The following is a 23,095-nucleotide window of genomic DNA, read 5'->3' on the forward strand; positions in this document are numbered from 1 at the left end:
TCCGCATTCCACCGCGCGGCGAGCGCGTCGCAACGCCGCGATCGCAGCGGCCGTCGACGCGATTGCGGCATTCCGCCGCTTGTCCGGCCCCCACGCCCCCGTCGCCCCCGGCGGAACGTTAGAGAGCGAGCAGGCGCGGCAGGTCGGTCATGAGGAAGTAGCGGGCCTCGCGCCCGTTGTGCCGCCCCGACAGGATCTGCCGTGCGATCCGGGCCCGGAGCGTGCTCTCCTCCCGCAGCTCCCGGACCGCCGCCTCCTCGAACGTCTCGCCGGGCTCGACGCTCCCACCTGGCAGGACCGCGTAGTGGGTGCCGTCGAAGTACCGCTTGATGACCAGCACCTCCGCGCCGCGCCGCACGACGGCGATGGCCCGCGGTCCGCGTGTCTGCGCACCCATGTCCGCCACCGTGCCACGTCCCGCTCCTGCGAGCTCAGACGTGGCGCACGACGACCCGTCCGGCGTCGACGTCCCAGCGCTGGTCGAGGTCGACGTTCTCCAGCAGCCGGCGGTCGTGCGACACCAGCAGCAGCGCGCCCTCGTAGGACGCGAGCGCCTGCTCGAGCTGCTCGATCGCGGGGAGGTCGAGGTGGTTGGTCGGCTCGTCGAGGACGAGCAGGTTCACCCCGCGCGCCTGGAGCAGGGCCATCGCGGCGCGGGTGCGCTCGCCGGGGGAGAGCCGGCCGACCTCGCTGGTGACCTGGTCGGCCTTGAGGCCGAACTTGGCCAGCAGCGTACGGACCTCGGCCTGGGTGAGGTCGGGGACGACGGCCTCGAACGCGTCACCCAGCGGCAGCGCCTCGTCGAGCGTGGTCCTCGCCTGGTCGATGACGCCGACCGCTACCGACGCACCCAGCGAGGCAGACCCGCCGTCGGGGGCGGTGCGCCCGAGCAGCAGCCGCAGCAGGGTGGTCTTGCCTGCGCCGTTGGGACCGGTGATGCCGATCCGGTCGCCGGCGTCGACCTGGAGGGACACGGGGCCGAGGGTGAAGTCGCCGAGATGCACGGTCGCCTCGTTGAGCGTGGCCACGACGGAGCTCGAACGGGGTGCGGAGGCGATGTCGAACTGCAGCACCCACTCCTTGCGCGGCTCCTCGACCTCCTCGAGCCGCGCGATCCGCGACTCCATCTGCCGCACCTTCTGCGCCTGCTTCTCCGACGACTCGGTGGCGGCCTTGCGGCGGATCTTGTCGTTGTCGGGGTTCTTGCGCATCGCGTTGCGCACGCCCTGCGAGCTCCACTCGCGCTGGGTACGGGCGCGGGAGACGAGGTCGGCACGCGTGGTGGCGTACTGCTCGTAGGCCTCGCGTGCGTGGCGCCGGGCGATCGCGCGCTCCTCGAGGAACGAGTCGTAGCCGCCGTCGTGGACGCTCACGTGGTGCTGGGCGAGGTCGAGCTCGACCACGCGGGTGACGCACCGGGCGAGGAACTCGCGGTCGTGCGAGACCAGCACGACGCCGCCGCGGAGGCCCTGGACGAACGCCTCGAGCCGGGCGAGCCCGTCGAGGTCGAGGTCGTTGGTGGGCTCGTCGAGGAGCACCACGTCGAAGCGGCTCAGCAGCAGCGCGGCCAGCGCGACGCGCGCCGCCTGGCCGCCGGACAGCGACGTCATGAGGGCGTCGGTGCCGACGTCGAGGCCGAGGTCGTCGAGCACCGGGGCGATCCGGTCGTCGAGGTCGGCGGCGCCGCTCGCCATCCAGCGGTCGAACGCCACGGCGTAGGCGTCGTCGGCGCCCGCGTCGCCGGAGCCGAGGGCGGCCGCGGCCGCCTCCATGTCCGCGGTCGCCCGGGTCGCGCCGGTGCGGCGGGCGACGTAGTGCGCGACCGTCTCGCCCGGCACCCGCTCGTGCTCCTGCGGGAGGAGGCCGACGAAGGCGTCGCTGGGCGCGCACGACACCGACCCCGCCATCGGCTCCGTGGCCCCGCCCAGCAGCGACAGCAACGTCGACTTGCCGGCGCCGTTGGCACCGACCACCCCGATCACGTCGCCCGGGGCGACGGTGAGGTCGAGGCCCTCGAAGAGCACGCGGTGACCGTGTCCGCCGGACAGGTCCTTGGCGACGAGCGTGGCAGGCACGGCGCGGAGCCTACCGGTCCGCCGTCGGGCGGCTGACGCGTGGAAGACTCGACGCGTGCCCACCTCGTCGCGCGCCACGTGGCTGACCCGCGTCGGCGTCGCGCTCGTGGTCGCCGGGCTGGCGCTCGGCGCGTACGTCGGGTGGCAGCTGTGGGGCACCACCATCGTCTCGGACCGGACCCACCGCGCCCTGGTCGACGACGCCCGCCGGGCCTGGGAGGGCGACGAGGGCGGCTCCGGTCCGGCAGGGGCGGTGTCGACCTCGCACGGCACGGTGTCGGCGATCGTGCGGATCCCGCGGTTCGGCGACGACTACGCGATCCCGTTGCTGGAGGGCACGGACGACGACGTGCTCGCCGCCGGCCTGGGCCGGTTCACCGACGGGGCCGCTCCGGGGCAGGTGGGCAACTTCGCCCTCGCCGGGCACCGGGTGACGCACGGCGAGCCGCTGCGCGACATGCCGTCGCTCCGGCCGGGCGACGAGGTGGTCGTCGAGACCCGCGCGTGGACCTACACGTACGTCCTCGACACCGGTGGTGACGACCTGACCGTCCCCTTCACCTCGACGTGGGTGCTCGACGCCGAGCCGGTGAACCCGGACGGGGGCGTCCAGCCGCCGGCCGCGGCGGGCGACCGGCTGCTGACCCTCACCACGTGCGCCGAGCTGTTCCACACCGACGACCGGCTGGTGGCCTTCGGGCACCTCGCGTCGCGGGAGCGCCGGACCGGCTGACCCGGTCAGGAGGAGCGGCTGCGCCGTGCCGCGGCCAGCGCGAGCAGCCCGCCCGCCACCAGCAGCAACGATGCGCCGGCCAGCCAGGCGGGCGGCCCGCCGGTGTCGGGCAGCGTCCCGCCGTCGCTGCCGCCGTCGCCTTCGCCGGGAGTGGGCGTGGGCGTCGACGTGGGCGAGGCGGTCGGGGTGGAGGCGGTCGGGTGGGGGTGGAGCGGTGGTGGGGGTGGGGGTGGGGGTCGGTGTGGGGGTCGGGGTGGGCGCCGACGTGGTGAGCGCGAAGTCCTGGCCGCCGCGCACCTCTCCTGCGGAGGTGATCGTCACCGTGCGCGAGGTGGCCCCGGCCGCGGTCGTGCCGCCCGGCACCGTGAGCGTGATCGTCCAGGTCCCGGCGGGCAGCGCGTCGAGGAAGTACCGGCCCTCGGCGTCGGTCGTGAGGGTGCGCGGGCCGCCGGGGCCGTCGACGGTGACGGCGACCCCCGGTGCGGGCGCGCCGTCGAGCGTCACGGCGCCGCCGAGCGCCCCGGGGCGCGACAGCGCGACGTCCTGCCCGGCCAGCCCGCCGGCAGGGACGGACACGGTGCGGGGGCCGGGGGCGGTCCAGCCGACGGGCGCGACGACCTCCAGCGTGTAGTCGCCGGGCGGGAGGCCGTCGACCGCGTAGGTCCCGTCGCCCGACGTGACGTCGGTGCGCTCCGGTCCGCCGCCGACAGGGGTGAGGACGACCTGGACCCCGCCGACCCCCGACCCTCCGCCCGTGACGGTGCCGCTGACGGCGGGCAGGTCGACGAGGGTGAAGTCCTGCCCGGTGACGGGGGTGGTCGCGACCACGATCCCGCCGATCTGCACCCCGCCGGGTCCGGCGGTGTAGCCCGGGGGGACCTGGATCTCGACCGTGTACCCGGGCCCGGTCGCGTTGTCGTCGAAGAGGTACGTGCCGTCCTCGCCGGTGGTGGTCGTGGCCGCACCGCCGGGACCCGTCAGCGTGACGACGACACCGGCCACCGGCGCGCCGTCGGCGTCGCGGACGGTGCCGCTGACCGGCTGAGGCACCACGGCACGTACGTCGAAGTCGGCGCGGCTGGCGGGGTCACCGTCGTTGCCGCGGTTCGACACGACGCGCTCGGCCGGGCCGACGACCGCGCAGCCGTCGGGGACGTCGAGCCGGACGACGTAGCCGGCCTGGGTGGCGAGCTCGCCGAAGGAGTAGCTGCCGTCGGCCGCGGCCGTGGTGCGGGCGAGCTCGTCCCCGCTGGGGGAGAGCAGGGTCAGGGCGGCGCCCGCGGGGGCGCAGGCGCCGGCGGCCGAGACGTCGGTGAGGGTCCCGCCGATCGGGCGCGCGCGGCTCACGAACCAGGTCTGGTAGACCGGGAAGCCCGCGCGGCGGGTGAAGGCGAGGGTGAGGCTCGTGAGCCGGACGTCCGGCTCGAACCACCCGGCGGCACCGTCGGTGTCGAGCGCGCCCGCGTTGCCGGTCAGCGTCGACGACGGACCGTCCCAGGTCGGCTGGTCGGCCCCGCCGGCGTAGTTGAAGGAGCCGCGGAACCACGAATCGACCTCGGCGGCCGGGACGGCGGCACCGGTCTCGTCGGTGGCGCGGACCGTGACCGCGTCGGCGTCGACGTCGCCGAGCACGAAGGCCCACCCGGTGTCCGGGGTGGGCGCGTCGAACGTGTAGGTCGTCGTGGAGGGCGTGGTGGGCGTGTCGGCGCGCGGCCGCAGGACGAGGTAGGGGTTGCCCGCGCTGGTGCCGTACTTGGCACCGGGCGGCGTGCCCGCCCCGAGGGCACCCGAGGCGCCCGAGGCGACCTGGACGGGCCCCCGGGAGTCCGTGGCGACGGTGGCGGCGGGGAAGCCCGGTGACCGCTGGGTCATGGTGAGGCGGAACGCGTTGGAGCCGCCCTCGACCGCCGACCACGCGGCCCACCGGTCGGTGAGGGCGTGCGCCGGACCGCCGACGAGCAGGCCCAGGAGGCAGACGACGACCACTACCGAGATCCTGCGCGCCACCCGAAGTCTCCCGCCGTCGAGGACTGCCGGGCAGCCCGCCGTGATGCCGTCGTCGTCGCAGGCTAGCCCGCGAGGGCCGGTCGCCGACAGGGGCCGGTCCCCGGAGTGGACGTCGGTGGCGTCTGGGAGGGTCTTCCCGTGCGGGGGCGTGGAGCGGTGGCGTGGGTGGTCCTGGCTGCGGCCGGGGCGAGCGGCTGCGCCGGGTCGTCCTCGACCGGACCGAGCGGGTCGGACGCCCCGGTCGCGACGGCGGCGGCGACCGGCCCGCAGGCCCGGGCCGAGGGACAGCGCCTGCTCGACCGCCTGCGGGTGACCGAGAGGGCACGCCCCGACACCTACGACCGCGACGCCTTCGGGTCGGCGTGGGCCGACACCGACGGCAACGGCTGCAACCAGCGAGACGACGTGCTGCTGCGCGACGCGCTGCCCGGGTCTGCGGCCACGGCGGTGCAGGGGTCGTGCGACCACGACGTGCTCGCGGGCTCGTGGGTCGACCCCTACACCGGGGCGACGCTGACCTTCGACGACCTCAAGGACCTCGCCCAGGCGCAGGCGATCCAGATCGACCACGTCGTGCCCCTGTCGGAGGCCTGGACCTCCGGCGCGGACGGGTGGAGCGACGAGCGCCGCCGCACGTTCGCCAACGACCTGCGCAACCTCCTCGCCGTCGACGGTCCGACCAACGCGAGCAAGGGCGACGACGACCCGGCAGCGTGGCGACCGACGAAGTCCTACCAGTGCGCGTACGCGCTGCGCTGGGTGACGGTGAAGAGCCGCTACGACCTCGCGGCCGACGCCAGCGAGGTGCGGGCGCTCGCCGACATGCTGGGCCGCTGCTGATCACCCGCCGGTCGCGTGCGGTTCACGTCGTGGCCGCTGGACGGTGACCGACGCGTCCTAGCCTGCGCCCCATGGTCCGTCGAGGTGTCCTGGCGTACGTGCTGGTCCTGGTCGGGGGGCTGGTGGTCTCGGTGCTGCCCGCGTCGAGCGTCGTCGCGACGCTGCCGCTGCTGTCGGACCTGCGGTCGTCGACCGCCGGTCGGATGCTCGGGCTGGCGGTCGTCGTGGTCGGGCTCGGGCTCGCGTCCTCGGCCTGGCTGCGGCTGGTGCGGGAGGTCAGTGACCTCCGAACCCCCGAGGCCGAGCGGATCTCGCTCGTGCACCGCGCCGCGGTGGCCTGGACCGTGCCGCTCCTCCTCGCGCCGCCGATGTTCTCCCGCGACGGCTGGAGCTACGCCGCACAGGGCGCGCTCACCCACCTGGGCCTGACGCCCTACGTGTGGTCACCCTCGATCCTCGACGGCCCGATCGTGGAGGCGGTCGACCCGATGTGGCTGCGCACGGCGACGCCGTACGGTCCGCTCCCGCTGGTATGGGGCTCGGCGGCGGCCGGGTTGACCAGCGACCCGTGGCTGCTGGTGGTCGCCCACCGCGTCCTCTCCCTCGTCGGGCTCGTCCTGCTCGCCTGGGCGGTGCCGCGGCTGTGCCGCTGGTCCGGCGCGGACGGCGCCCGCGCGTCGGCGCTCGTGCTCGCCAGCCCGCTGGTGATGGCGCACGGGGTCGCGGGGGTGCACAACGACCTGCTGATGGTCGGGATCGCGGCGGTGGCCCTCGTCCTCGCCTCGCGGCACGGCTGGTTCGTCGGCGCGCTGGTCGTCGGCGCGGCCGCGGCCGTCAAGCTGCCGGCCGGCGTGGTCGGCATCGGGGTGGTGCTGGTGACGCTGCCGCTCGCGGCGTCGGTGGCCGCCCGCCTCACCCGCGCGGCGCAGGTCGCGGCGGTCGCGCTGGGCACCGTCGCCGGCGTCGGGGTGCTGTCGCGGCTGGGCATCGGCTGGGTGCACGCCCTCGGCGTGCCGGGCGAGGTCGAGACGCCGCTGTCGCTGTCGACCCAGCTCGGCCGGCTGGCCCACCTGCTCACCGGCGTCGACCTCGTCGGGGCGTTCCGCGGCCTGGCCTCGGTGGCGCTGCTGGCGATGGGTGCGGCGGTGCTGCTGCGCTCGCGCTCCGGCCACCGGGAGGGCGCGCTGCGGGGCACCGCGGCGGTCGCCCTGGCGTCCGTCGTGCTGAGCCCGGTCGTCCACCACTGGTACGTCTTCTGGTGCCTGCCGTTCGTCGCGGCGTGCGTGCTGCCGCACCGGGGACGGCGGACGCTCCTGCACGTGTCGTGGCTCGGCGGCCTGGTCGCCCCGCTCGACTCCTCGCTGCGGGGAGCCGACGACGTCATCGCCGTGGGGGTCGGGCTCGTCCTGGTGACCGCGCTCGTGCAGGGTCTCGCACACCGACGGGCGGAGGCTCAGGCGCGTACTCCGGACGCGAGTCCCACCTCGCCGATCTCACGGTGAAGCGCGAGCATCGCCGCGACCGTCCGGTCCCAGCCGAACTGCTCGGCGCGTCGACGCGCCCCCGCCCGACGTGCTGCCTCGGGACGTGCGGCGACCGCCAGCACCGCCCGGGCGAGCCTCCGCGGGTCGGCGGGCGCCCACGCCCCCGACTGCTCGTCGACCAGCTCGCGGGCACCGCCGACGTCCGCGGTGACCACCGGCGTCCCTGACGCCAGCGCCTCGAGCACGGCGAGCCCGAAGGTCTCGCCGGGACAGGTCGACAGCGCCACGTCGGCGCCAGCGACCAGGCGGCTCAGCGTGCTCCGGTCATCGACGTGGCCGTGGAAGGTCACTGCGCCGGTGCCCTGGGCCAGCCGGACGAGGTCGGCGCGCTGCGGGCCGTCGCCGTAGACGTCGAGGTGCACGTCGTGGCCGCTGCGGTGCAGGTGCAGCGCGGTGGCCACCGAGAGCTGCGGGCTCTTCTCCCGCGACAGCCGTCCCACGTGGACCAGCCGCAGCGGCCCGCGCGCGGCGCCCGGGACGGGGACACCGGGGGAGACGGTGGGGCGGAACGTGTCGAGGTCGACGCCCAGCGCGATCCGGTGGAGCGGCGTCCCGGCGGCGAGCGCGAGGTCGTGGAACTCGCGGCGGGCGAAGTCGGAGGTCACCACGACGCCGTCGAAGCGGCGCACCAAGGTGCGGTTGAGGACGTCGACCGGGGTGCCCAGGCCGACCCGCCAGCCGGTGCGGAGCTCGAGCATCGCGTCGAGCCTCTCGTGGGAGAACAGCAGCGTCGGGATGTCCCGCCGGCGCGCCCACGACGTGACGGGGAGGAGGGTCGACTTGTCCGACACCTCGATGGACGTCGGGCCGAACTCCTCGAGGGCCTCGACCACCCGCCACGGCTCGACGATCAGCCGGTAGCCGCCGCCGACGCGCGGCGCGCGCAGCTGGACGACGGCGCCGTGCTCGGTCGCCGTGCGGGCGTCGCACGGGCCGGGGACGACGAGCATCCGCTCGGCGCCGGCGGCGACGTAGCCGGCGCCGAGGGCTCTCACCGCGGTCTTCATCCCTCCGGACGAGGGGCCGACGAAGTTGGCGAGCTGGGCGATGCGCACGCCCTCACGGTCGAGGCGCACGGTGAACGGACGGTGTCCTGGGCGCCCGGGTCCGGTGACCACGGCACGTCGTGAGCCCCGGAACCGAGGTTCCGCGCCCACCCGACGGGTGTCGTTCGCGTGCCGTTCACGCCCGCGGGTGGTCGTCGTTACGTCACGGGCCCGAGGCTTCAGCCGTTCACCAGCCGACTCACGAGGTCGGGGTAGTGACGCCACGTCAGCAGTCTCTCGGGCCCGTCTTGAAAGAACGTCGTGACCACCGTTGCTACCCAGGACCCCGTCCTGCCCCCACCAGAGGTGCGCCCCCGGCGCCTCTCGCGCAAGGCCACCGGCGCCGACCGGGTGTTCGAGGTCGGTGCGCGCGCCGTCGGCGCGACCGTCCTCGTCATCACCGGCGGCATCGGCGTGTTCCTCGCCTGGCAGTCCGTGCCGACGCTGCAGCGCTACGGCTGGAGCTTCTTCACCGAGAGCGCCTGGCAGCCGGAGGCGGACGTCCTCGGCATCGCCGCGGTGCTCGTCGGGACGGTCTCGATCGCCGGTGTGGCGATGTTCCTCGCCTTCCCGCTGGCCCTGCTCACCGCGCTCTACATCAGCGAGTACGCCCCGGCCGGGGCGAAGGCGACGCTGGTCTCGCTCGTCGACCTGATGGCGGCTGTGCCCTCGATCATCTACGGGATGTGGGGCTACTTCCTGGTGATGCCGCACGCCGCGGCGCTGAGCCTGTGGCTGCACCAGCACCTCGGGTGGATCCCGCTCTTCGCGGTCGACGCGGACCCGGACGCCGCCGTGTGGGACCAGTCGCGCTACATCGGTAGCGCGTTCTGCGCGGGCATCGCGGTGGCGATGATGGTCCTGCCGATGTCGTGCGCGGTGATGCGCCAGGTGTTCTCCCAGACCCCGCCGGGCGAGAAGGAGGCCGCGCTCGCGCTCGGTGCCACCCGTTGGGGGATGGTCCGCGCCGTCGTGCTGCCCTTCGGGCGCGGCGGCATCATCGGCGGCACGATGCTCGGCCTGGGCCGCGCGCTCGGCGAGACCATCGCCGTGCTGCTGATCATCTCGCCGGACTTCGTGATCAAGCCGCGCATCCTCGAGGTCGGGACCAGCTCGGTCAGCGCCCTCATCGCCGGCCGCTTCGGCGACGCGAGCGCAGCCCAGCTCTCGGCGCTCCTCACCGCAGGCTTCGTGCTCTTCCTGATCACGCTGCTGGTCAACACGCTGGCCGCGACGATCGTCGCGCGCAGCCGCTCGGGAGCGGGGACCGACGCATGACCACCACGACCACCCCGACCACCCCGACCACCCCGACCACCCCGACCACCGGCACCACGCACCTGCCGCGCCACGACCTCGACGCACCCCCGCCGGTGCCGCGCGCCCGCCTGGGCCGGCCCACCGCCGAGGAGCAGTTCACCGTCGTGGGCGCCTGGGTCGCCGCCCTCGCGCTCGCCTGGATCCTCACCCAGCGCCTCCTCCCGCTCCCCGGACCCGCGTGGCTGCTGGTCACCTGGTTCGTCCTCGGCCTCGTGATGAGCGCCGTGACCACCTCGATGACCGGGCGCCGGGTCGACGTCGTGGACCGCGTCGTCGCCGGCGTCGTCACCTCGGGCGCGCTGGTGGTGGGGGCCGCGCTGCTCAGCACGGTCGTCTTCGTCGTCTACCGCGGCTGGGAGCCCCTGCTCCACCTGAACTTCTTCGTCGACGACATGGCCGGCGTCGGTCCGCGCGACCCGTTCGACCGCGGCGGCATCGGCCACGCCATCCTCGGCTCGGCCATCGAGCTCGGCATCGCGATCGCGGTGACGCTCCCGCTCGGCATCGGCACCGCCGTCTTCATGACCGAGGTCGGTGGCCGGTTCGCCGCCGTCGTGCGGACGATCGTCGAGGCGATGACCGCACTGCCCTCGATCGTCGCCGGCCTGTTCGTCTACACGGTGCTCATCGTTGCCCTGGGGTTCCCCCGGTCGGGCTTCGCTGCCGCCATGGCGCTCTCGGTGATGATGCTGCCGATCATCGCGCGCGCCGCCGACGTCGTGCTCCGCGTGGTCCCCAGCGGCCTGCGCGAGGCCAGCCTCGCGCTGGGCGCGAGCCGGTGGCGCACCGTGTGGCACGTCGTGCTGCCCACCGCCCGCCCGGGCCTCGCCACCGCCCTGATCCTGGGCGTCGCCCGCGGGGTGGGCGAGACGTCGCCGGTGCTGCTCACGTCCGGCGTCGCGACGTTCTTCGTCACCAACCCCACCGACGGCGTCATGAACTCGCTGCCGCTCTACATCTTCAAGGGCGCCCGCAGCCCCGAGCCGATGGACATCGAGCGCGCCTTCGCGGCCGCCACCGTCCTGCTCGTGCTGGTGCTGGTGCTGTTCGTGATCGCCCGCCTCGTCGCCCGTCCGCCGCGCGCCGGCGCCCGCCCTCGTCGTACGACCCGCGCGTCGCGCGCCCCCAAGGAGTCCTGAGATGCACCGCACCCTTCGCCTGGCCGCGGCCGCCGTTGCGCTGGCGCTCACCGCCCTGCTCGGCGCCGGTCCCGCCTCGGCCGACGACGGCCTCGGCAACGCCTCCGCCCGCGCGGCGTACGCGCAGATCGAGGGCTCCGGCTCCACCTGGTCCGAGGTCATCGTGCAGCAGTGGATCTCCGACGTCGACGCGCTCGGCATGAAGGTCACCTACAACGGTGGCGGCTCCTCCCAGGGCCGGAAGAACTTCGCCCAGAACGTCACCGACTTCGGGATCTCCGAGATCCCCTACCCGGGCGTCGACGAGTTCGGCAATGCCGACAACAGCAACGGCCGCGAGTTCGCCTACCTGCCGATCGTCGCCGGCGGCACCGCCTTCACCTACCAGCTCAAGGTCGGCAACGAGCTGGTGCGCAACCTCCGGCTGTCGGGGGAGACGCTGACCCGGATCTTCACCGGTGACATCACCGACTGGTCGGACCCGGCGATCACGAAGGACAACAACGGCCGCGCGTTCCCCAAGCTCGCCATCACGCCGGTCGTGCGCTCCGACGGCTCCGGCACCACGGCCCAGCTGACCACCTGGATGGACGCCGAGTACCCCGAGGTCTGGCGGCCCTACTTCGGCAAGAGCGGCTTCACGTCCTACTACCCGCGCAAGGGGCGGATGCTCGCGCAGTCGGGCTCCGACCAGGTGATGAACACGATCTCCGGCTTCGCGGGCAACGGCACCATCGGCTACGTCGAGTACGCCTACCCGCTCAACAAGGACTACCCGGTCGTCAAGGTGCTCAACGAGGGCGGCTTCTACGTCGAGCCGACCCAGTACAACGTCGCCGTGGCGCTCACCCAGGCCCGGATCAACGAGGACCCGTCGTCGCCGCTCTACCTCACGCAGATCCTCGACGGCGTCTACAACGCCACGGACCCGCGGGCCTACCCGCTGTCGTCCTACAGCTACATGATCATCCCGACCGGCGCCGACGACCAGCGGATGTCGACCGCCAAGCGCCAGACGCTCGGCGACTTCATGTACTACTCGCTGTGCGAGGGCCAGGCCAAGGCCGGTCCCTACGGCTACTCGCCGCTGCCGCTCAACCTCGTGCAGGCCGGCTTCACCCAGCTCGCCAAGCTCAAGACGGCTGACCCCGCGGTCGACATCACCGACCGCGACGCGACCAAGTGCAACAACCCGACCTTCGTGGCCGGCAACCTCAAGCAGAACAAGCTCGCCCAGATCGCGCCGCAGCCCGCGGCCTGCGACAAGGAGGGCGAGGGCCCGTGCGGCACCGACACCGGCACCGGTGAGCCCTCGACCGACGAGGGCACCACCGGCGCGACCGGCGCCAAGAACGACGCGGGCGGCGCGGGCACCGGCAACGGTGGCGGTGCTGGGGCGGGCGGAGGCGGCGGAGGCGGCGGAGGCGGCGGGGGAGGCGGGGGAGGAGGCGCCGGTGGCGCCGAGACCACGGTCGACCCGGTGACCGGGGAGACCGTGACGGTCGGCGGCGACGGCACGGGCTCCACCGGCACCGGCACCGGCACGACGACCGACCCGATCTACGCCACCCCGACCGAGCTGTCGGCCAGCCGACCGGGCGACGGTCGCGCCTTCGGTGCGCTCGCCGCGCTCGAGCTGCTCGCGCTGATCCTCGTGCCCGGCCTGCTGCTGGCGCGCGGCGTACGCCGTCGTGGAGCCGGCCGATGAGCCGCCTGCGACTGGTCGCGGTCGGCGTCCTCGGCGCCGCCATGAGCCTGCCCGCCGCCCTCGGCGTCGTCGGCACGCAGACCGCCACGGCTGCCGCCGGTGGGGACAAGCCGGCGTGGACGCAGACGAAGACGCTCACCCGGACGCTCAGCGTGCAGGGCGAGACGTTCGTCGCCGACTCGCGCGAGGTCACCGTCTCGGTGGACCGAACGACGGAGCTGCGCGGTCGCGAGCGGGTGAACATCTCCTGGTCCGGCGCCCACCCGTCGGGCGCCCGGGCGGCCAACCCGTTCGGCGAGCTGGGGCTCAACCAGGAGTACCCCGTGGTGATCCTGCAGTGCCGCGGCGTCGACGACCCGACGCTGCCGCTCGAGCAGCAGGTCGCACCCGAGACCTGCTGGACGTCCACCCGTCAGCAGCGCACCCAGAGCCTGTCCGACAGCCAGGCCGTGTGGCGCATGGACGCCGCCGCCACCGACGTGCAGCGCGCCCAGAAGGTGGGCCTCGACCCGATCCCTGCCGAGTGCGGCGACGTGCCGACCTTCTCCACCCGGGTGACCCCGTTCCGAGCCGCGAACGGCACCGTCTACGCCGCATGCACGTCGGAGACGATGCCGCCGGAGGCCGCCGTCGGCGCCGCCTTCCCGCCTGCGGAGATGGCCGCGTTCACCGACCTCGAGGGCAACGGCCACGTGAAGTTCGAGGTGCGCAGCGACATCGAGAACGAGTCGCTCGGGTGCAACGACAAGGTCGCCTGCTCGATCGTGGTCATCCCGATCGAGGGCATCAGCTGCCTCGACGACAACCCCGAGTGCAACAAGGCCGGCAGCTTCGAGTCCGGCGCGGGCAACTTCGCCAACCAGGGCGTCGACATGGCGGTGTCGCCGCTGCTGTGGTGGTCGCCGTCCAACTGGAACAACCGGTTCTCGGTGCCGATCTCCTTCGGTCTCCCGCCCGACGCGTGCAGCGTCCTCGACGACCGCCCGCCGACCGGCTTCTACGGGTCCGAGCTGATGGCCCAGGCGTCCCTGCAGTGGTCGCCCGCGTACTGCCTGGACAAGAAGCGGTTCAAGTTCCAGCACAACAAGATGTCGGACGCCGCAGGCTTCGCGCTCGCCGAGAACGGCGGCGGCGCGGCAGCCTTCGTCTCCAGCGCCCACGAGACCCGCGGCGCAGACCCGGTGGCGTACGCGCCGACCGCCGTGACCGGCTTCTCGGTGGCCTACGCCATCGACCAGCCCGACAACCGCGGCGAGTACACCCGGCTCAGGCTCAACGCGCGCCTGCTGGCCAAGCTCATCACCCAGTCCTACCTCGCGAGCGAGCGCGGTCGTGGCCACCCCGGCATGAGCCAGAACCCGGTGTCGATCAACCTCGACCCCGAGTTCCAGAAGCTCAACCCCGGCCTCGACCAGATCGGTCGGGAGGCGGCCGCCACCGTGCTGTCGCTGTCGGAGTCGAGCGACGTCATCGAGACGCTGACGTCCTACATCGCCGACGACGCGGACGCGCTCGCCTTCGTCAACGGCAAGGCCGACCCCTGGGGCATGAAGGTCAACCCGAGCTACAAGAAGATCTCCCTGCCGACCGCCGAGTGGCCGCTGCTCGACGACTACGTCCCGCCGACCAACGACGAGTGCTACCTGCAGAACCCCGCGCCGTACTTCACCCAGGTCGCCGCGCCGGTCACCTCGCTGCGCAAGATCGCCGAGGCGGTGCTCGATGCGTGGCCGAACGTGCAGACCCGCTGCGAGCGCGCCACGGTCACCGACCCGTGGAAGCTCGGTCGCGTGGAGCGCCAGGGCGTCGGCTCGCGGTTCATGATGGGCATCGTCAGCGTCGGCGACGCCCGCCGCCTCGACCTCGCCGAGGCCAGCCTCGAGACGGCCGGCCGGACCTACGTCGCGCCGACCGACGCGGCGATGGCGAAGGCCGTACGCCTCGCCCAGCCGAGCAGGAGCGGCGACGAGCCGTTCACCCTCGACATGAGGACGCTGGTCAGGAACCACGCGTACCCCGGCACGATGATCGTCTACACCGCCGCCCGCACGGCGAACCTCCCACCGGAGGACGCCGCGAAGGTCGCGGAGTTCATCGAGGTCGCCACGAGCGAAGGCCAGGTCGCCGGGTTCGGCAACGGCGAGCTCCCCGAGGGCTACCTCCCGCTCAAGAAGACCGGCGTCACCGCCCCGCTGTGGAAGCAGGCCCAGGCGGTCGCGGTCGCGATCAGCGAGCAGAAGGGCACCACGGAGTCCGGCGAGGGCGAGGGCAGCGGCGAGGGCGAGGGCTCCGGCGGCTCGGGCTCGGGCAGCGGTGGCGTCTCCTCGGTCGGCCCGGGCAGCGTCACGGACGTCGGGACCGAGGGCACTGACGACGTTCCCCCCACCGACGACTCCGGCACCGGCGCCGGCAAGGGCAAGGGTGACGGCAAGGGCGCAGGAAAGGGCAAGGGCGACGGCAAGGACGGGGCCGACGACGGCCAGGAGCTCGTCACCATGCCGCCCACGACCGAGGTCGCCTCGCCGATCGCGGAGCGCATCCTGCCGTTCCTCGTGCTGGTGACCCTGGTCAGCGCGATCAGCGCCAACCTGATCCGGCTGCGGCTGCTGCGCCGGAGGCGGTCATGACGATGACGACCGACCGGCCGACCGCCACGCCCGCCCCCGGAAGATCCCCGAGTCCCGCAGCTCGCCCGGCCGCTCCACCCCGCGCGGGCGACGACATCTGGTCCGTGCTCTCCACGACGTCCGTCATGGTGTGCCTGGTCGCCGGCTGGATGGTCGCGCAGCTGCTCTACCTCGGTGGCATCGCCCAGGACCGCGCCCAGGACGAGCTCTACCAGCAGCTCCGCGCCGACCTGGCCGCCGGCACGGCGCCGATCGGTCCGGTCACGGAGGTCGGCACGCCCGTCGCGACCATCTCGATCCCGCACATCGGCGTCGAGCAGGTCGTGGTCGAGGGCACCGCCTCCGGCGACCTGCTGGTCGGTCCAGGACACCTGCGCAACACGGTGCTCCCGGGCCAGCTGGGCACGTCGGCGATCTTCGGTCGCGCGAGGACCTACGGCGCGCCCTTCGCTCGGATCGCCGAGCTGGTCCCCGGTGACCAGATCAACGTCACCACCGCACTGGGCGCGAAGCGGTTCGAGGTGATCGGCGTCCGCCGGGCCGGCGACCCGCTGCCGCAGCCGCGCCCGGACGACGCGTCCCGGCTCGTACTGGTGAGCGCCGAGGCCCGCGGGGCCCGGCTGCCGTCACTGTCGCCCGGCCAGGTCGTCTACGTCGACGCCGAGGCGGACGAGGCGTTCCCCACCCCCGCGGGCCTGCCCCGCGTGGTCCCCGATCCGGAGCAGGCGATGGGCACGGAGTCCGGAGCGGTCATGCCGCTGCTGACGCTGTGCCTGGGGCTGCTCCTGGCGTTGACCCTCGGGGTCGTCGCCGCCAGGCAGCGGTTCCCCGCCGCCCTGGTCTGGGTGGTCACGACGCCTGTCGTGATCGCGGTCGCATGGTTCACCACGGACGTGGTCGTGCGGCTGCTGCCCAACTTGATGTGACTCATCCCGATCCACCCGAGAAAAGGAAACAGCATGTCTGTTCGCAGGCTCCTCGTGGGCGTGGCCACCACGTCCGTCGTGGCGACGGCCCTGGCCGTGACCGCTCCCACCGCCCAGGCCGACCCGCCGGCCGGCTACGTCCCGAGCTCCTCCGACCTGATCGGCGTCGGCTCGGACACCTCCGAGTTCGCGCTGAACTACCTCGCCGACGGCAACGCCGGCGTCCCGGGCTACAACGCGACCAGCCCGGCCAACAAGCTCGTCAGCTGGAACGCCCTGCCGCCGGCGGGTGCGTCCGCGACCATCAACCTGCCGGGCAACGCCGCCGCCACGCGTCCCAACGGCTCGGGCCAGGGCAAGGCGGCGCTCTACGGCGCCGGCAACGTCCCCGAGATCGACTTCGCCCGCTCGTCGTCCGCGCTGTCGGCGACCGAGGTGAGCGCCGACCTCTACGCCTTCCCGTTCGCGCTCGACGAGCTGTCGCTGGCCACCGCGAAGACCTCGAACGCCCCGGCGACGCTGACCATCGCCGACGCGGTCAAGATCTACAACGGCCAGGTCACCAACTGGAGCGAGCTGGGTGGCGCGCCGGGCGTCATCGTCCCGATGGTCCCGCAGTCGGGCTCGGGCACGCTCTCGTTCTTCGAGGCCCAGCTCAAGGCCGCCAACGGCGGCAACCTCACCTACCCGCCGACCCTGGTCCGCGTGCAGGAGCACGACCCGTCCCAGATCGTCGGCAACCCCAACGCGGTGGCGCCGTTCTCGATCGGCCGCAACGCCACCTCGGGCGGCACGCTGCGCATCGAGGCCGGCTTCAAGGCCCAGCGCGCGCTCTACAACGTGGTGCGCAAGGCCGACCTGGCCAAGCCGGAGATCAACGCCGTGTTCGGTGAGGCCGGCTTCGTCTGCTCGCCCAACGCCAAGCCGCTGATCGAGGCCGCCGGCTTCGCCCAGCTCGCCGGGACCGCGGGCGGCGGCGTCTGCGGTGTCGCCACCCAGGGCGCGACCACCAACTTCGCCACCGCCACCGTCGCGGCCACCGGCACCACGGTGGCCGGCACGTCGGCCAGCGCCGGAGCGCTCAGCCTGACCGCGACCGTTGCGGCCGGCACCAACAAGCCGAGCGGCTTCGTGCGTTTCTACCTCGACGGCTCGGCCTCTGCGTCCGGCACCCCCGTCGCCCTCACGGGCGGCAAGGCCACGCTGAACCTGACGGGCCTCACCCCGGGCGCCCACACGGTCGTCGCGAAGTTCGCCCCGACCCTGACCTCGTACTCCGCCTCGGAGTCCGCTCCGACCGCCGTCACCGTCTCCGCCTCGAAGGCCGAGGCCGTCGCCGCGAAGACGAAGCTGGTCAGCACCTTCAAGAAGTCCTACAAGGCGGGCGTGAAGGTCGCCGGCAAGATCAAGGTGAAGGAGTCCGCCGACGGCAAGGCCGCGGGCAAGTACACCATCAAGCTGGGCAAGAAGGTCGTCGCCAAGGGCAAGGTCAAGAACGGCGTCGCCAAGGTCAAGGACATCAAGGGCCTGAAGAAGGGCAAGAACAAGCTCAAGGTCTCCTTCGCCGGCAACGCGGCGTTCAAGGCCTCCACGCTGAAGCTGACGATCACCATCACGTGACCCTCGGCTCCACCTGAACCGGGGCGGGCGGCGACGCTGACACGCCGCCCGCCCCACCTCACGCAGCTGCCAGCAACCCGGACCCGACGGACGAAGAGACACCATCAGATGACGACGCAGCCGATCCTCACCCAGCCGCCCGGCACCCGCCCCGACGGCGCCCCGGCGCCCGCGGCGCACGGCACCGGTCCTGCGACCCTCGAGGCCCGCGACATCACCGCGTGGTTCGGCACCCACCAGGTGCTCGACCGGGTGTCCCTCACCATGCCCGCGCGAGGCATCACGGCGCTCATCGGCCCCTCCGGCTGCGGCAAGTCCACCTTCCTCCGCATCCTCAACCGGATGCACGAGCTCGTGCCGTCCGCGGCGCTGGCCGGTGAGGTGCTGCTCGACGGGGAGGACATCTACGACCCGCAGCGCCGCCTCACCGACGCCCGACGCGCCATCGGCATGGTCTTCCAGAAGCCGAACCCGTTCCCCGCGATGTCGATCCGGGAGAACGTCCTCGCCGGCCTGCGGCTCACCGGCACCAAGGTCGCCAAGGCGGCGAGAGAAGACCTGGTCGAGGAGTGCCTGGTCCGCGGGGGCCTCTGGAAGGAGGTCAAGGACCGCCTCGACAGCCCCGGGGGCGGTCTGTCCGGCGGCCAGCAGCAGCGGCTGTGCATCGCGCGCTCGCTGGCCATCAAGCCGCGCGTGCTCCTGATGGACGAGCCGTGCTCGGCGCTCGACCCGACGTCGACCCGCGTGATCGAGGAGACCATGACGCACCTCGCCGAGCAGGTCACGATCGTCATCGTCACCCACAACATGCAGCAGGCCGCCCGCGTGTCGGACACGTGCGCCTTCTTCCTCGCCTCCCAGGGCACGCCCGGCGTGATCGTCGAGCACGGCGACACCGACGCCATGTTCACCAGTCCGCGCGACACCCGCACCGCCGACTACGTCAACGGTCGCTTCGGCTGACCTGCCGTGTCACCGGACCGGCACGCCGACGGCGGCCGCGGGGAGCGAGAGCGTGACGGTGGTGCCGCGTCCCGCGGTGGAGTCGATGGTGACGGTGCCGTGGTGCTGCTCGACCGTGTTCTTGACCACCGCGAGCCCCAGGCCGGTGCCCTGGATGGCGAGCCGGCTGGCGCTCGCGCCGCGGTAGAAGCGGTCGAAGACGTGCGGGAGGTCGGCCTCGGCGATGCCGTGGCCGGTGTCGGCGACGGTGAGGACGACCCCGGAGCGGTGGCCGTCGAGGGTGACCGTGACCGCTCCGCCGGAGGGGGTGAACTTCACGGCGTTCGACACGATGTTGAGCACCGCGCGCTCGATCTGCTCGGCGTCGCCGAGGACCACCGCGGCCGGGCTCTCGCAGACCGCGCGCAGCACGACGTCGCGCCGCGATGCGACGGGCTGCATGGCCCGGTGCACGTCGTCGACGACGGTGACCAGGTCCATCGGCTCGGCCGCCGCCGGCGCAGCGCCCGCGTCGACGCGCGAGAGGGCGAGCAGGTCCTGGACGAGGTTGTAGAGCCGGTCGGTGTTGCGGGTGGCCACCCCGAGCATGTGGGTCTGGTCCTCGTTGAGGTGGCCGAGCGTGGGGTCCGCGAGGAGCTCGAGGTAGGCCTTGATGCTGGTGAGCGGGGTGCGCAGCTCGTGGGACACGGTCGCCACGAACTCGCCCTTGGCCTGGTTGACCAGCTCCAGGCGCTCGATCGCCTCCGACTGGCGTGAGTGCGCCTCGGCCTGCATCAGGGCGATGCCGAGGGCGTCGGCGACACCGTCGACGACCGCGATCTGGCGCGCCGTCCACGGCCGCGCCCCGGTCGTCATCTTCAGCACCAGCCAGCCGACCAGGTGGCTGCCCATCCACATCGGGGTGCCGAGGTAGGAGTCGGCACCGACCAGCGACCGGACCAGGTCGACGTCGCCCGGCGGGATCCGCGGGTCGTCGCGCACGTCGTCGATCACCAGCGACTCTCCCCGCTCGGCCGACGCGTGGCACAGCGCGAGGAACATCGGCGGCAGGACCGGGGCCGGGTCGTCGGGATCGGCGAGCGGGCCCGCCCAGTCCTCCAGCACGTCGCCGATCCCCGACCCGTCGGCCGCGCGGACCAGGCAGCGGTCCGCTCCGACGGCCGCGCCGATCGAGCTCACCGCGCGCCGCACGATCGCCTGTGGGTCGAGGTCCTCGCGCAGGGTGCGCGAGAGCTGGTTGATGAGGGTCTGGTCCTCGAGGTGCTCGCGCAGCTGCGCCTGCGCCTGCTCGAGGTCCTGCACGGCGTCGTAGAGCTGGGCGGTGGAGCGCTCGCCGACCTGCTCGGCCGTCCGTCGGGCGCGTCGCTCCCGCTCGAGCTGGCGCCGCAGCAGCGCGATCTCGGCAGCGGCGTCGAGTGCGGCGTCGGGCGCGGTGTCAGGCGTCGGCGCGAGGGTCATCGTCCGGTCCGCCGAAGGTGCAGTGCAGCACGCAGTCCGATGCCCCGTCGAGCACGCAGGCCTCGTGGGTGATGCGGGCGACCTGGCCGTAGTAGGTGGCGGCGCCGGCGATCATGCCCTCGGCCATGCCGCACAGGTGTCGGTGGGACCGGTAGACGATCCGCAGCTCGTCGTCGCCGAGGACGGTGAAGTCGAACTCGGGCGGTCGGGCGGCCGCGTGCAGCTTGCGGACCTGCGGGTGGATCACGTCGTTGAGGGTCAGCAGGAAGTCGACGGTGCGGTCGTGGGGGGTGAAGAAGTCGGGGAAGCCCTCTGCGAGGGTGAGCAGCGACCCGTGGCCGAACGACCGCACCGCGTCGCGCTCGGTCGTGCCGGCCCGCCGGGCCTGCGCGGCGACGAGCTGCTCGAGCTCGGACGTGGGGTAGTCCCCGATCGCGCTGTAGCCGCCGTCCAGTCCCGCGTCGTCGAGCAGGCCGTCCCACGCCGAGGCTCCCGCCTGGTGCTCGACCTGGCCCTCGAGCAGGTTGAAGATGATGCCCTTCACGGTGTCCCCTCGCGTCCGGTGAGTGGCTCGATGCTAGGGCGCGGGCGGGCCACTTCGCAGGAAACCGGGCAGGAACGGACCGGCAGGGTCACGTGGGCTGGCCCACACGGGTCAGCCCGCCGGGGGGACCAAGGGCCCGGGCGGCCTCAGCCGAGGGAGTCGCGGAACGCCCGGTGGAAGGTCGAGGCGGCGTGTCGCCGGCGCTCCTCGCCCTCGATCACGCCGGTGCGGAGGTAGTCGCTGAATCCGGGCAGGCCGGCCGCCTCCTCCTCGGAGATCTCGCGGAACCCCATCCGCCACGCGGCGAAGTGTCGCTCGTCGATGTCGTCGCGATGCAGGAGGAAGACCTGGTGGTGGCGCGGATCGGCGTCGATGAGGCTGAACAGGGCGTGGACGTGGTCCGCGGGGCCCTCGAGCGTCTGGATGAAGCTGCCCGCGGAGTGGAGCATCATCCCGGTGAGGCCGAGGCGCTCGTTCTTGGCGCGGGCATGGGTGAGCAGCCGGGTCAGGTCCTCCGTGGACAGCGGGTCGACGGCGGAGCTGAGGTAGGTGAGTGAGAGCACAGGTCTCCAGACAATGGTCGACGGACGGTCCGTCGACCGCGTCACCTACCCACCTCCCGGGCGGTCCATTCCCACACGACGGGAACGGATCGTCCACAGAGTCGCCGGACCGGCCTGCCCGAATGCCTTCCGTCGACCCCGGGTTGGGACTAGCGTCATCCCATCGCGTCCAGGGGGGGAAGCGGGGTGGGCAGGTGAGCGTGGACGATCAGGCGCGCGGGTCGAGCGATCCGTCCCTGGCGGCGGTCGAGTTCGACGAGCTGCTGCGCGAGGTGCTGGGCCGCGTGCACGGCGTGCTCGACGAGAGCGAGCGGCTGCGACACCTCCTCGACGCCGTGGTCGCCGTCAGCTCGGAGCTGTCCCTGGACGCCGTGCTGGCCCGGATCGTCAGTGCCGCCAGCAACCTGCTCGGTGCGCGGTACGCGGCCCTCGGCGTCCTGACCGAGGGCCCCGAGCGCCGGTTGCGGACCTTCGTCCACCACGGCATGGCCGACGAGGTGGTCGAGCAGATCGGCGCGCTGCCGACCGGCCACGGCCTGCTCGGGCTGCTCATCGACGACCCGCGCCCGATCCGGCTCGAGGACATCGCGTCGCACCCGGCGTCGTACGGCTTCCCCGCGGAGCACCCCCCGATGTCGTCCTTCCTCGGGGTGCCGGTCCGCACGCGCGGCCGGGTCTTCGGCAACCTCTACCTCACCGAGAAGTCGGGTGGCGGGGACTTCACCGAGACCGACGAGTCGATCGCCGAGGCACTGGCCGCCGCGGCCGGGGTCGCGATCGAGAACGCCACCCTCTACGAGGAGTCCGAGGGCCGACGCGCCTGGCTGGCCGCGACGGCCGAGATCGCGGCGCTGCTGAGCGCGGACACGCCGGTCGGCGAGGCGCTGCAGGTCGTCGCCGACCGGGCGCGGTCGCTGTCGCACGCCGACGTGGCGTGGGTGGTGACGGGCTCCACGGCGGGCGAGCTGCGCCTCGAGGTGGCCTCGGGCGCGCCCGTCGACCTCGAGGCGATGCGGGCGCTCCCGATGCGGAGCTCGCTGGCGAGCGTCGTGATCGACTCCGGCGAGCCGTTGACCGTCCCGGACCTCTCCCTCGACCCCCGGGCCGTCGACCCGTCCTCGATCCCCGGGTGGCCGCAGCTCGGGCCGGTCATCGTGCTGCCGCTCATGTCGGGCACCACGGCCGAGGGGGTGCTGTCGCTGGCGTGGACGCCGGAGCACGCCGACCTCTTCCACCGGGTCGACCCGGACCTGCCGGCCAGCTTCGCCGAGCAGGCGGCGCTCGCGCTCCAGCTCGCCCGGAGCAGGGAGGACCGCCAGCGGCTGAACCTCTACGAGGACCGCGACCGGATCGCGCGCGACCTCCACGACCTCGTCATCCAGCGCCTGTTCGCCGTCGGGATGGGGCTGCAGGCCACCGGCAAGCAGCCCGACCTCGACGACCGGGTCCGCGAGCGGCTGGCCGACGCGATCGACGAGCTGGACGACACCATCAAGGACATCCGCCGCACCATCTTCGCGCTCGGGTCGCTGGGCGAGGACTCCAACCTGCAGACCGAGGTGGAGACCCTCGTCGAGCGCGCCGGGTCGGTGATGAAGCTCAACCCCAAGCTGCGGCTGCAGGGCCCCGTGCGCAGCACCGTGCCCCACGAGGTGGTGCCCGACCTGCTCGCGGTGCTGGGGGAGGCCCTGACCAACGTGGCCCGCCACGCGCACGCGTCTGCCGTCGACGTGGTGCTCTCCGCGCTGGAGGGCAACGTGGTGCTGGTGGTGAGCGACGACGGACGCGGCATGGACCAGCGCGCCGCCGGGAGCGGGCTGGACAACATGCGGGCCCGCGCGCACCGCCACGGCGGCGACCTGAGGGTCGAGTCGGAGGCCGGCAGCGGGACCACCGTCACGTGGACGGTGCCGCTCTTCGCGCCGTGAGCGCCGTCGGTCCGGGGCGAGTTGACCACTACGACCGGTGGCGGCTTGCATTCA

General features: G+C 73.3%; 17 protein-coding genes and 1 pseudogene. 11 read left to right on the forward strand and 7 right to left on the reverse strand.

What is annotated here, in order from left to right:
* Nucleotides 1-118 precede the first annotated feature (118 nt).
* Together LN652_RS00085 and LN652_RS00090 are read right to left on the reverse strand one after the other, a co-directional pair.
* On the reverse strand, nucleotides 119-397 hold the full coding sequence (locus LN652_RS00085; RefSeq protein WP_230442691.1) for an NUDIX hydrolase: 279 nt from the start codon (nucleotides 395-397) through the stop codon (nucleotides 119-121).
* Between the two features lie 34 nt (nucleotides 398-431).
* Nucleotides 432-2,075 (reverse strand): ABC-F family ATP-binding cassette domain-containing protein, encoded by a 1,644-nt coding sequence (locus tag LN652_RS00090; protein WP_230442692.1) that lies wholly within the window; start codon nucleotides 2,073-2,075, stop codon nucleotides 432-434.
* A gap of 106 nt (nucleotides 2,076-2,181) precedes the next feature.
* On the opposite strand from LN652_RS00090, the gene LN652_RS22075 reads away from it, so the two are divergent.
* A complete protein-coding gene (locus LN652_RS22075) occupies nucleotides 2,182-2,808 on the forward strand; it encodes a class E sortase (RefSeq protein ID WP_407941566.1) in 627 nt (208 codons plus the stop codon).
* Between the two features lie 354 nt (nucleotides 2,809-3,162).
* Here the strand turns inward: LN652_RS22075 and LN652_RS22080 are convergent.
* Nucleotides 3,163-4,680 (reverse strand): annotated as a pseudogene (locus LN652_RS22080) (MSCRAMM family protein); the annotation flags it as partial.
* A 273-nt stretch (nucleotides 4,681-4,953) separates the two neighbouring features.
* Between LN652_RS22080 and LN652_RS00100 the strand changes: the two are divergent.
* Both LN652_RS00100 and mptB read left to right on the forward strand, forming a co-directional pair.
* Nucleotides 4,954-5,655 (forward strand): HNH endonuclease family protein, encoded by a 702-nt coding sequence (locus LN652_RS00100; RefSeq protein ID WP_230442694.1) that lies wholly within the window; start codon nucleotides 4,954-4,956, stop codon nucleotides 5,653-5,655.
* 71 nt (nucleotides 5,656-5,726) lie between these two features.
* A complete protein-coding gene (mptB, locus tag LN652_RS00105) occupies nucleotides 5,727-7,157 on the forward strand; it encodes a polyprenol phosphomannose-dependent alpha 1,6 mannosyltransferase MptB (RefSeq protein WP_230442695.1) in 1,431 nt (476 codons plus the stop codon).
* On the opposite strand, the gene LN652_RS00110 is transcribed toward mptB, so the two are convergent.
* Complete coding sequence (locus LN652_RS00110; protein ID WP_230442696.1) at nucleotides 7,109-8,275, reverse strand: glycosyltransferase; 1,167 nt, start codon at nucleotides 8,273-8,275, stop codon at nucleotides 7,109-7,111. The two genes, mptB and LN652_RS00110, sit on opposite strands and share 49 nt — an antisense overlap.
* A 231-nt stretch (nucleotides 8,276-8,506) precedes the next feature.
* On the opposite strand from LN652_RS00110, the gene pstC reads away from it, so the two are divergent.
* From pstC to LN652_RS00145, 7 genes are all read left to right on the forward strand, one after another.
* A complete protein-coding gene (gene pstC, locus LN652_RS00115; RefSeq protein ID WP_230442697.1) occupies nucleotides 8,507-9,523 on the forward strand; it encodes a phosphate ABC transporter permease subunit PstC in 1,017 nt (338 codons plus the stop codon).
* Nucleotides 9,520-10,704 carry a phosphate ABC transporter permease PstA gene (pstA, locus tag LN652_RS00120; protein WP_230442698.1) on the forward strand — a complete coding sequence of 395 codons (1,185 nt, stop codon included), beginning with the start codon at nucleotides 9,520-9,522 and terminating at the stop codon, nucleotides 10,702-10,704. The genes pstC and pstA overlap by 4 nt, the downstream gene beginning before the upstream one ends.
* Nucleotide 10,705: 1 nt before the next feature.
* Nucleotides 10,706-12,412: a substrate-binding domain-containing protein gene (locus LN652_RS00125; protein WP_230442699.1), complete on the forward strand. Its 1,707-nt coding sequence runs from the start codon at nucleotides 10,706-10,708 to the stop codon at nucleotides 12,410-12,412.
* Nucleotides 12,409-15,039: a hypothetical protein gene (locus tag LN652_RS21820; protein ID WP_268932209.1), complete on the forward strand. Its 2,631-nt coding sequence runs from the start codon at nucleotides 12,409-12,411 to the stop codon at nucleotides 15,037-15,039. The genes LN652_RS00125 and LN652_RS21820 overlap by 4 nt, the downstream gene beginning before the upstream one ends.
* Before the next feature lie 104 nt (nucleotides 15,040-15,143).
* Nucleotides 15,144-15,965: a sortase gene (locus LN652_RS00135; protein ID WP_230442700.1), complete on the forward strand. Its 822-nt coding sequence runs from the start codon at nucleotides 15,144-15,146 to the stop codon at nucleotides 15,963-15,965.
* Between the two features lie 33 nt (nucleotides 15,966-15,998).
* Complete coding sequence (locus LN652_RS00140; protein WP_230442701.1) at nucleotides 15,999-17,585, forward strand: substrate-binding domain-containing protein; 1,587 nt, start codon at nucleotides 15,999-16,001, stop codon at nucleotides 17,583-17,585.
* A 108-nt stretch (nucleotides 17,586-17,693) separates the two neighbouring features.
* Nucleotides 17,694-18,548, forward strand: coding sequence for a phosphate ABC transporter ATP-binding protein (locus LN652_RS00145; RefSeq protein ID WP_230442702.1), 855 nt, complete (start codon nucleotides 17,694-17,696; stop codon nucleotides 18,546-18,548).
* 9 nt (nucleotides 18,549-18,557) lie between these two features.
* Here the strand turns inward: LN652_RS00145 and LN652_RS00150 are convergent, their stop codons facing one another.
* The 3 genes from LN652_RS00150 to LN652_RS00160 all read right to left on the reverse strand — a co-directional run bounded on the left by LN652_RS00150 (nucleotide 18,558) and on the right by LN652_RS00160 (nucleotide 21,113).
* Nucleotides 18,558-20,006 (reverse strand): sensor histidine kinase, encoded by a 1,449-nt coding sequence (locus tag LN652_RS00150; RefSeq protein WP_230442703.1) that lies wholly within the window; start codon nucleotides 20,004-20,006, stop codon nucleotides 18,558-18,560.
* On the reverse strand, nucleotides 19,984-20,550 hold the full coding sequence (locus LN652_RS00155; protein ID WP_230442704.1) for a heme NO-binding domain-containing protein: 567 nt from the start codon (nucleotides 20,548-20,550) through the stop codon (nucleotides 19,984-19,986). Before LN652_RS00155 ends, LN652_RS00150 begins: the two co-directional genes overlap by 23 nt.
* A gap of 146 nt (nucleotides 20,551-20,696) precedes the next feature.
* Complete coding sequence (locus LN652_RS00160) at nucleotides 20,697-21,113, reverse strand: BLUF domain-containing protein (protein ID WP_230442705.1); 417 nt, start codon at nucleotides 21,111-21,113, stop codon at nucleotides 20,697-20,699.
* A 194-nt stretch (nucleotides 21,114-21,307) separates the two neighbouring features.
* Between LN652_RS00160 and LN652_RS00165 the strand changes: the two genes are divergently transcribed.
* A complete protein-coding gene (locus tag LN652_RS00165) occupies nucleotides 21,308-23,041 on the forward strand; it encodes a GAF domain-containing sensor histidine kinase (protein ID WP_230442706.1) in 1,734 nt (577 codons plus the stop codon).
* Nucleotides 23,042-23,095 lie beyond the last annotated feature (54 nt).

Origin of the sequence: Nocardioides okcheonensis, from assembly GCF_020991065.1 — a bacterium.
Lineage (GTDB): Bacteria > Actinomycetota > Actinomycetes > Propionibacteriales > Nocardioidaceae > Nocardioides > Nocardioides okcheonensis.

Excerpts from the sequence above, each read along its gene's own strand:
- LN652_RS00085 (WP_230442691.1), bottom strand. The coding sequence starts at position 397 with ATGGGTGCGCAGACACGCGGACCGCGGGCCATCGCCGTCGTGCGGCGC.
- mptB (WP_230442695.1), top strand. The coding sequence starts at position 5,727 with ATGGTCCGTCGAGGTGTCCTGGCGTACGTGCTGGTCCTGGTCGGGGGG.
- pstA (WP_230442698.1), top strand. The coding sequence starts at position 9,520 with ATGACCACCACGACCACCCCGACCACCCCGACCACCCCGACCACCCCG.
- LN652_RS00125 (WP_230442699.1), top strand. The coding sequence starts at position 10,706 with ATGCACCGCACCCTTCGCCTGGCCGCGGCCGCCGTTGCGCTGGCGCTC.
- LN652_RS21820 (WP_268932209.1), top strand. The coding sequence starts at position 12,409 with ATGAGCCGCCTGCGACTGGTCGCGGTCGGCGTCCTCGGCGCCGCCATG.
- LN652_RS00140 (WP_230442701.1), top strand. The coding sequence starts at position 15,999 with ATGTCTGTTCGCAGGCTCCTCGTGGGCGTGGCCACCACGTCCGTCGTG.
- LN652_RS00145 (WP_230442702.1), top strand. The coding sequence starts at position 17,694 with ATGACGACGCAGCCGATCCTCACCCAGCCGCCCGGCACCCGCCCCGAC.
- LN652_RS00150 (WP_230442703.1), bottom strand. The coding sequence starts at position 20,006 with ATGACCCTCGCGCCGACGCCTGACACCGCGCCCGACGCCGCACTCGAC.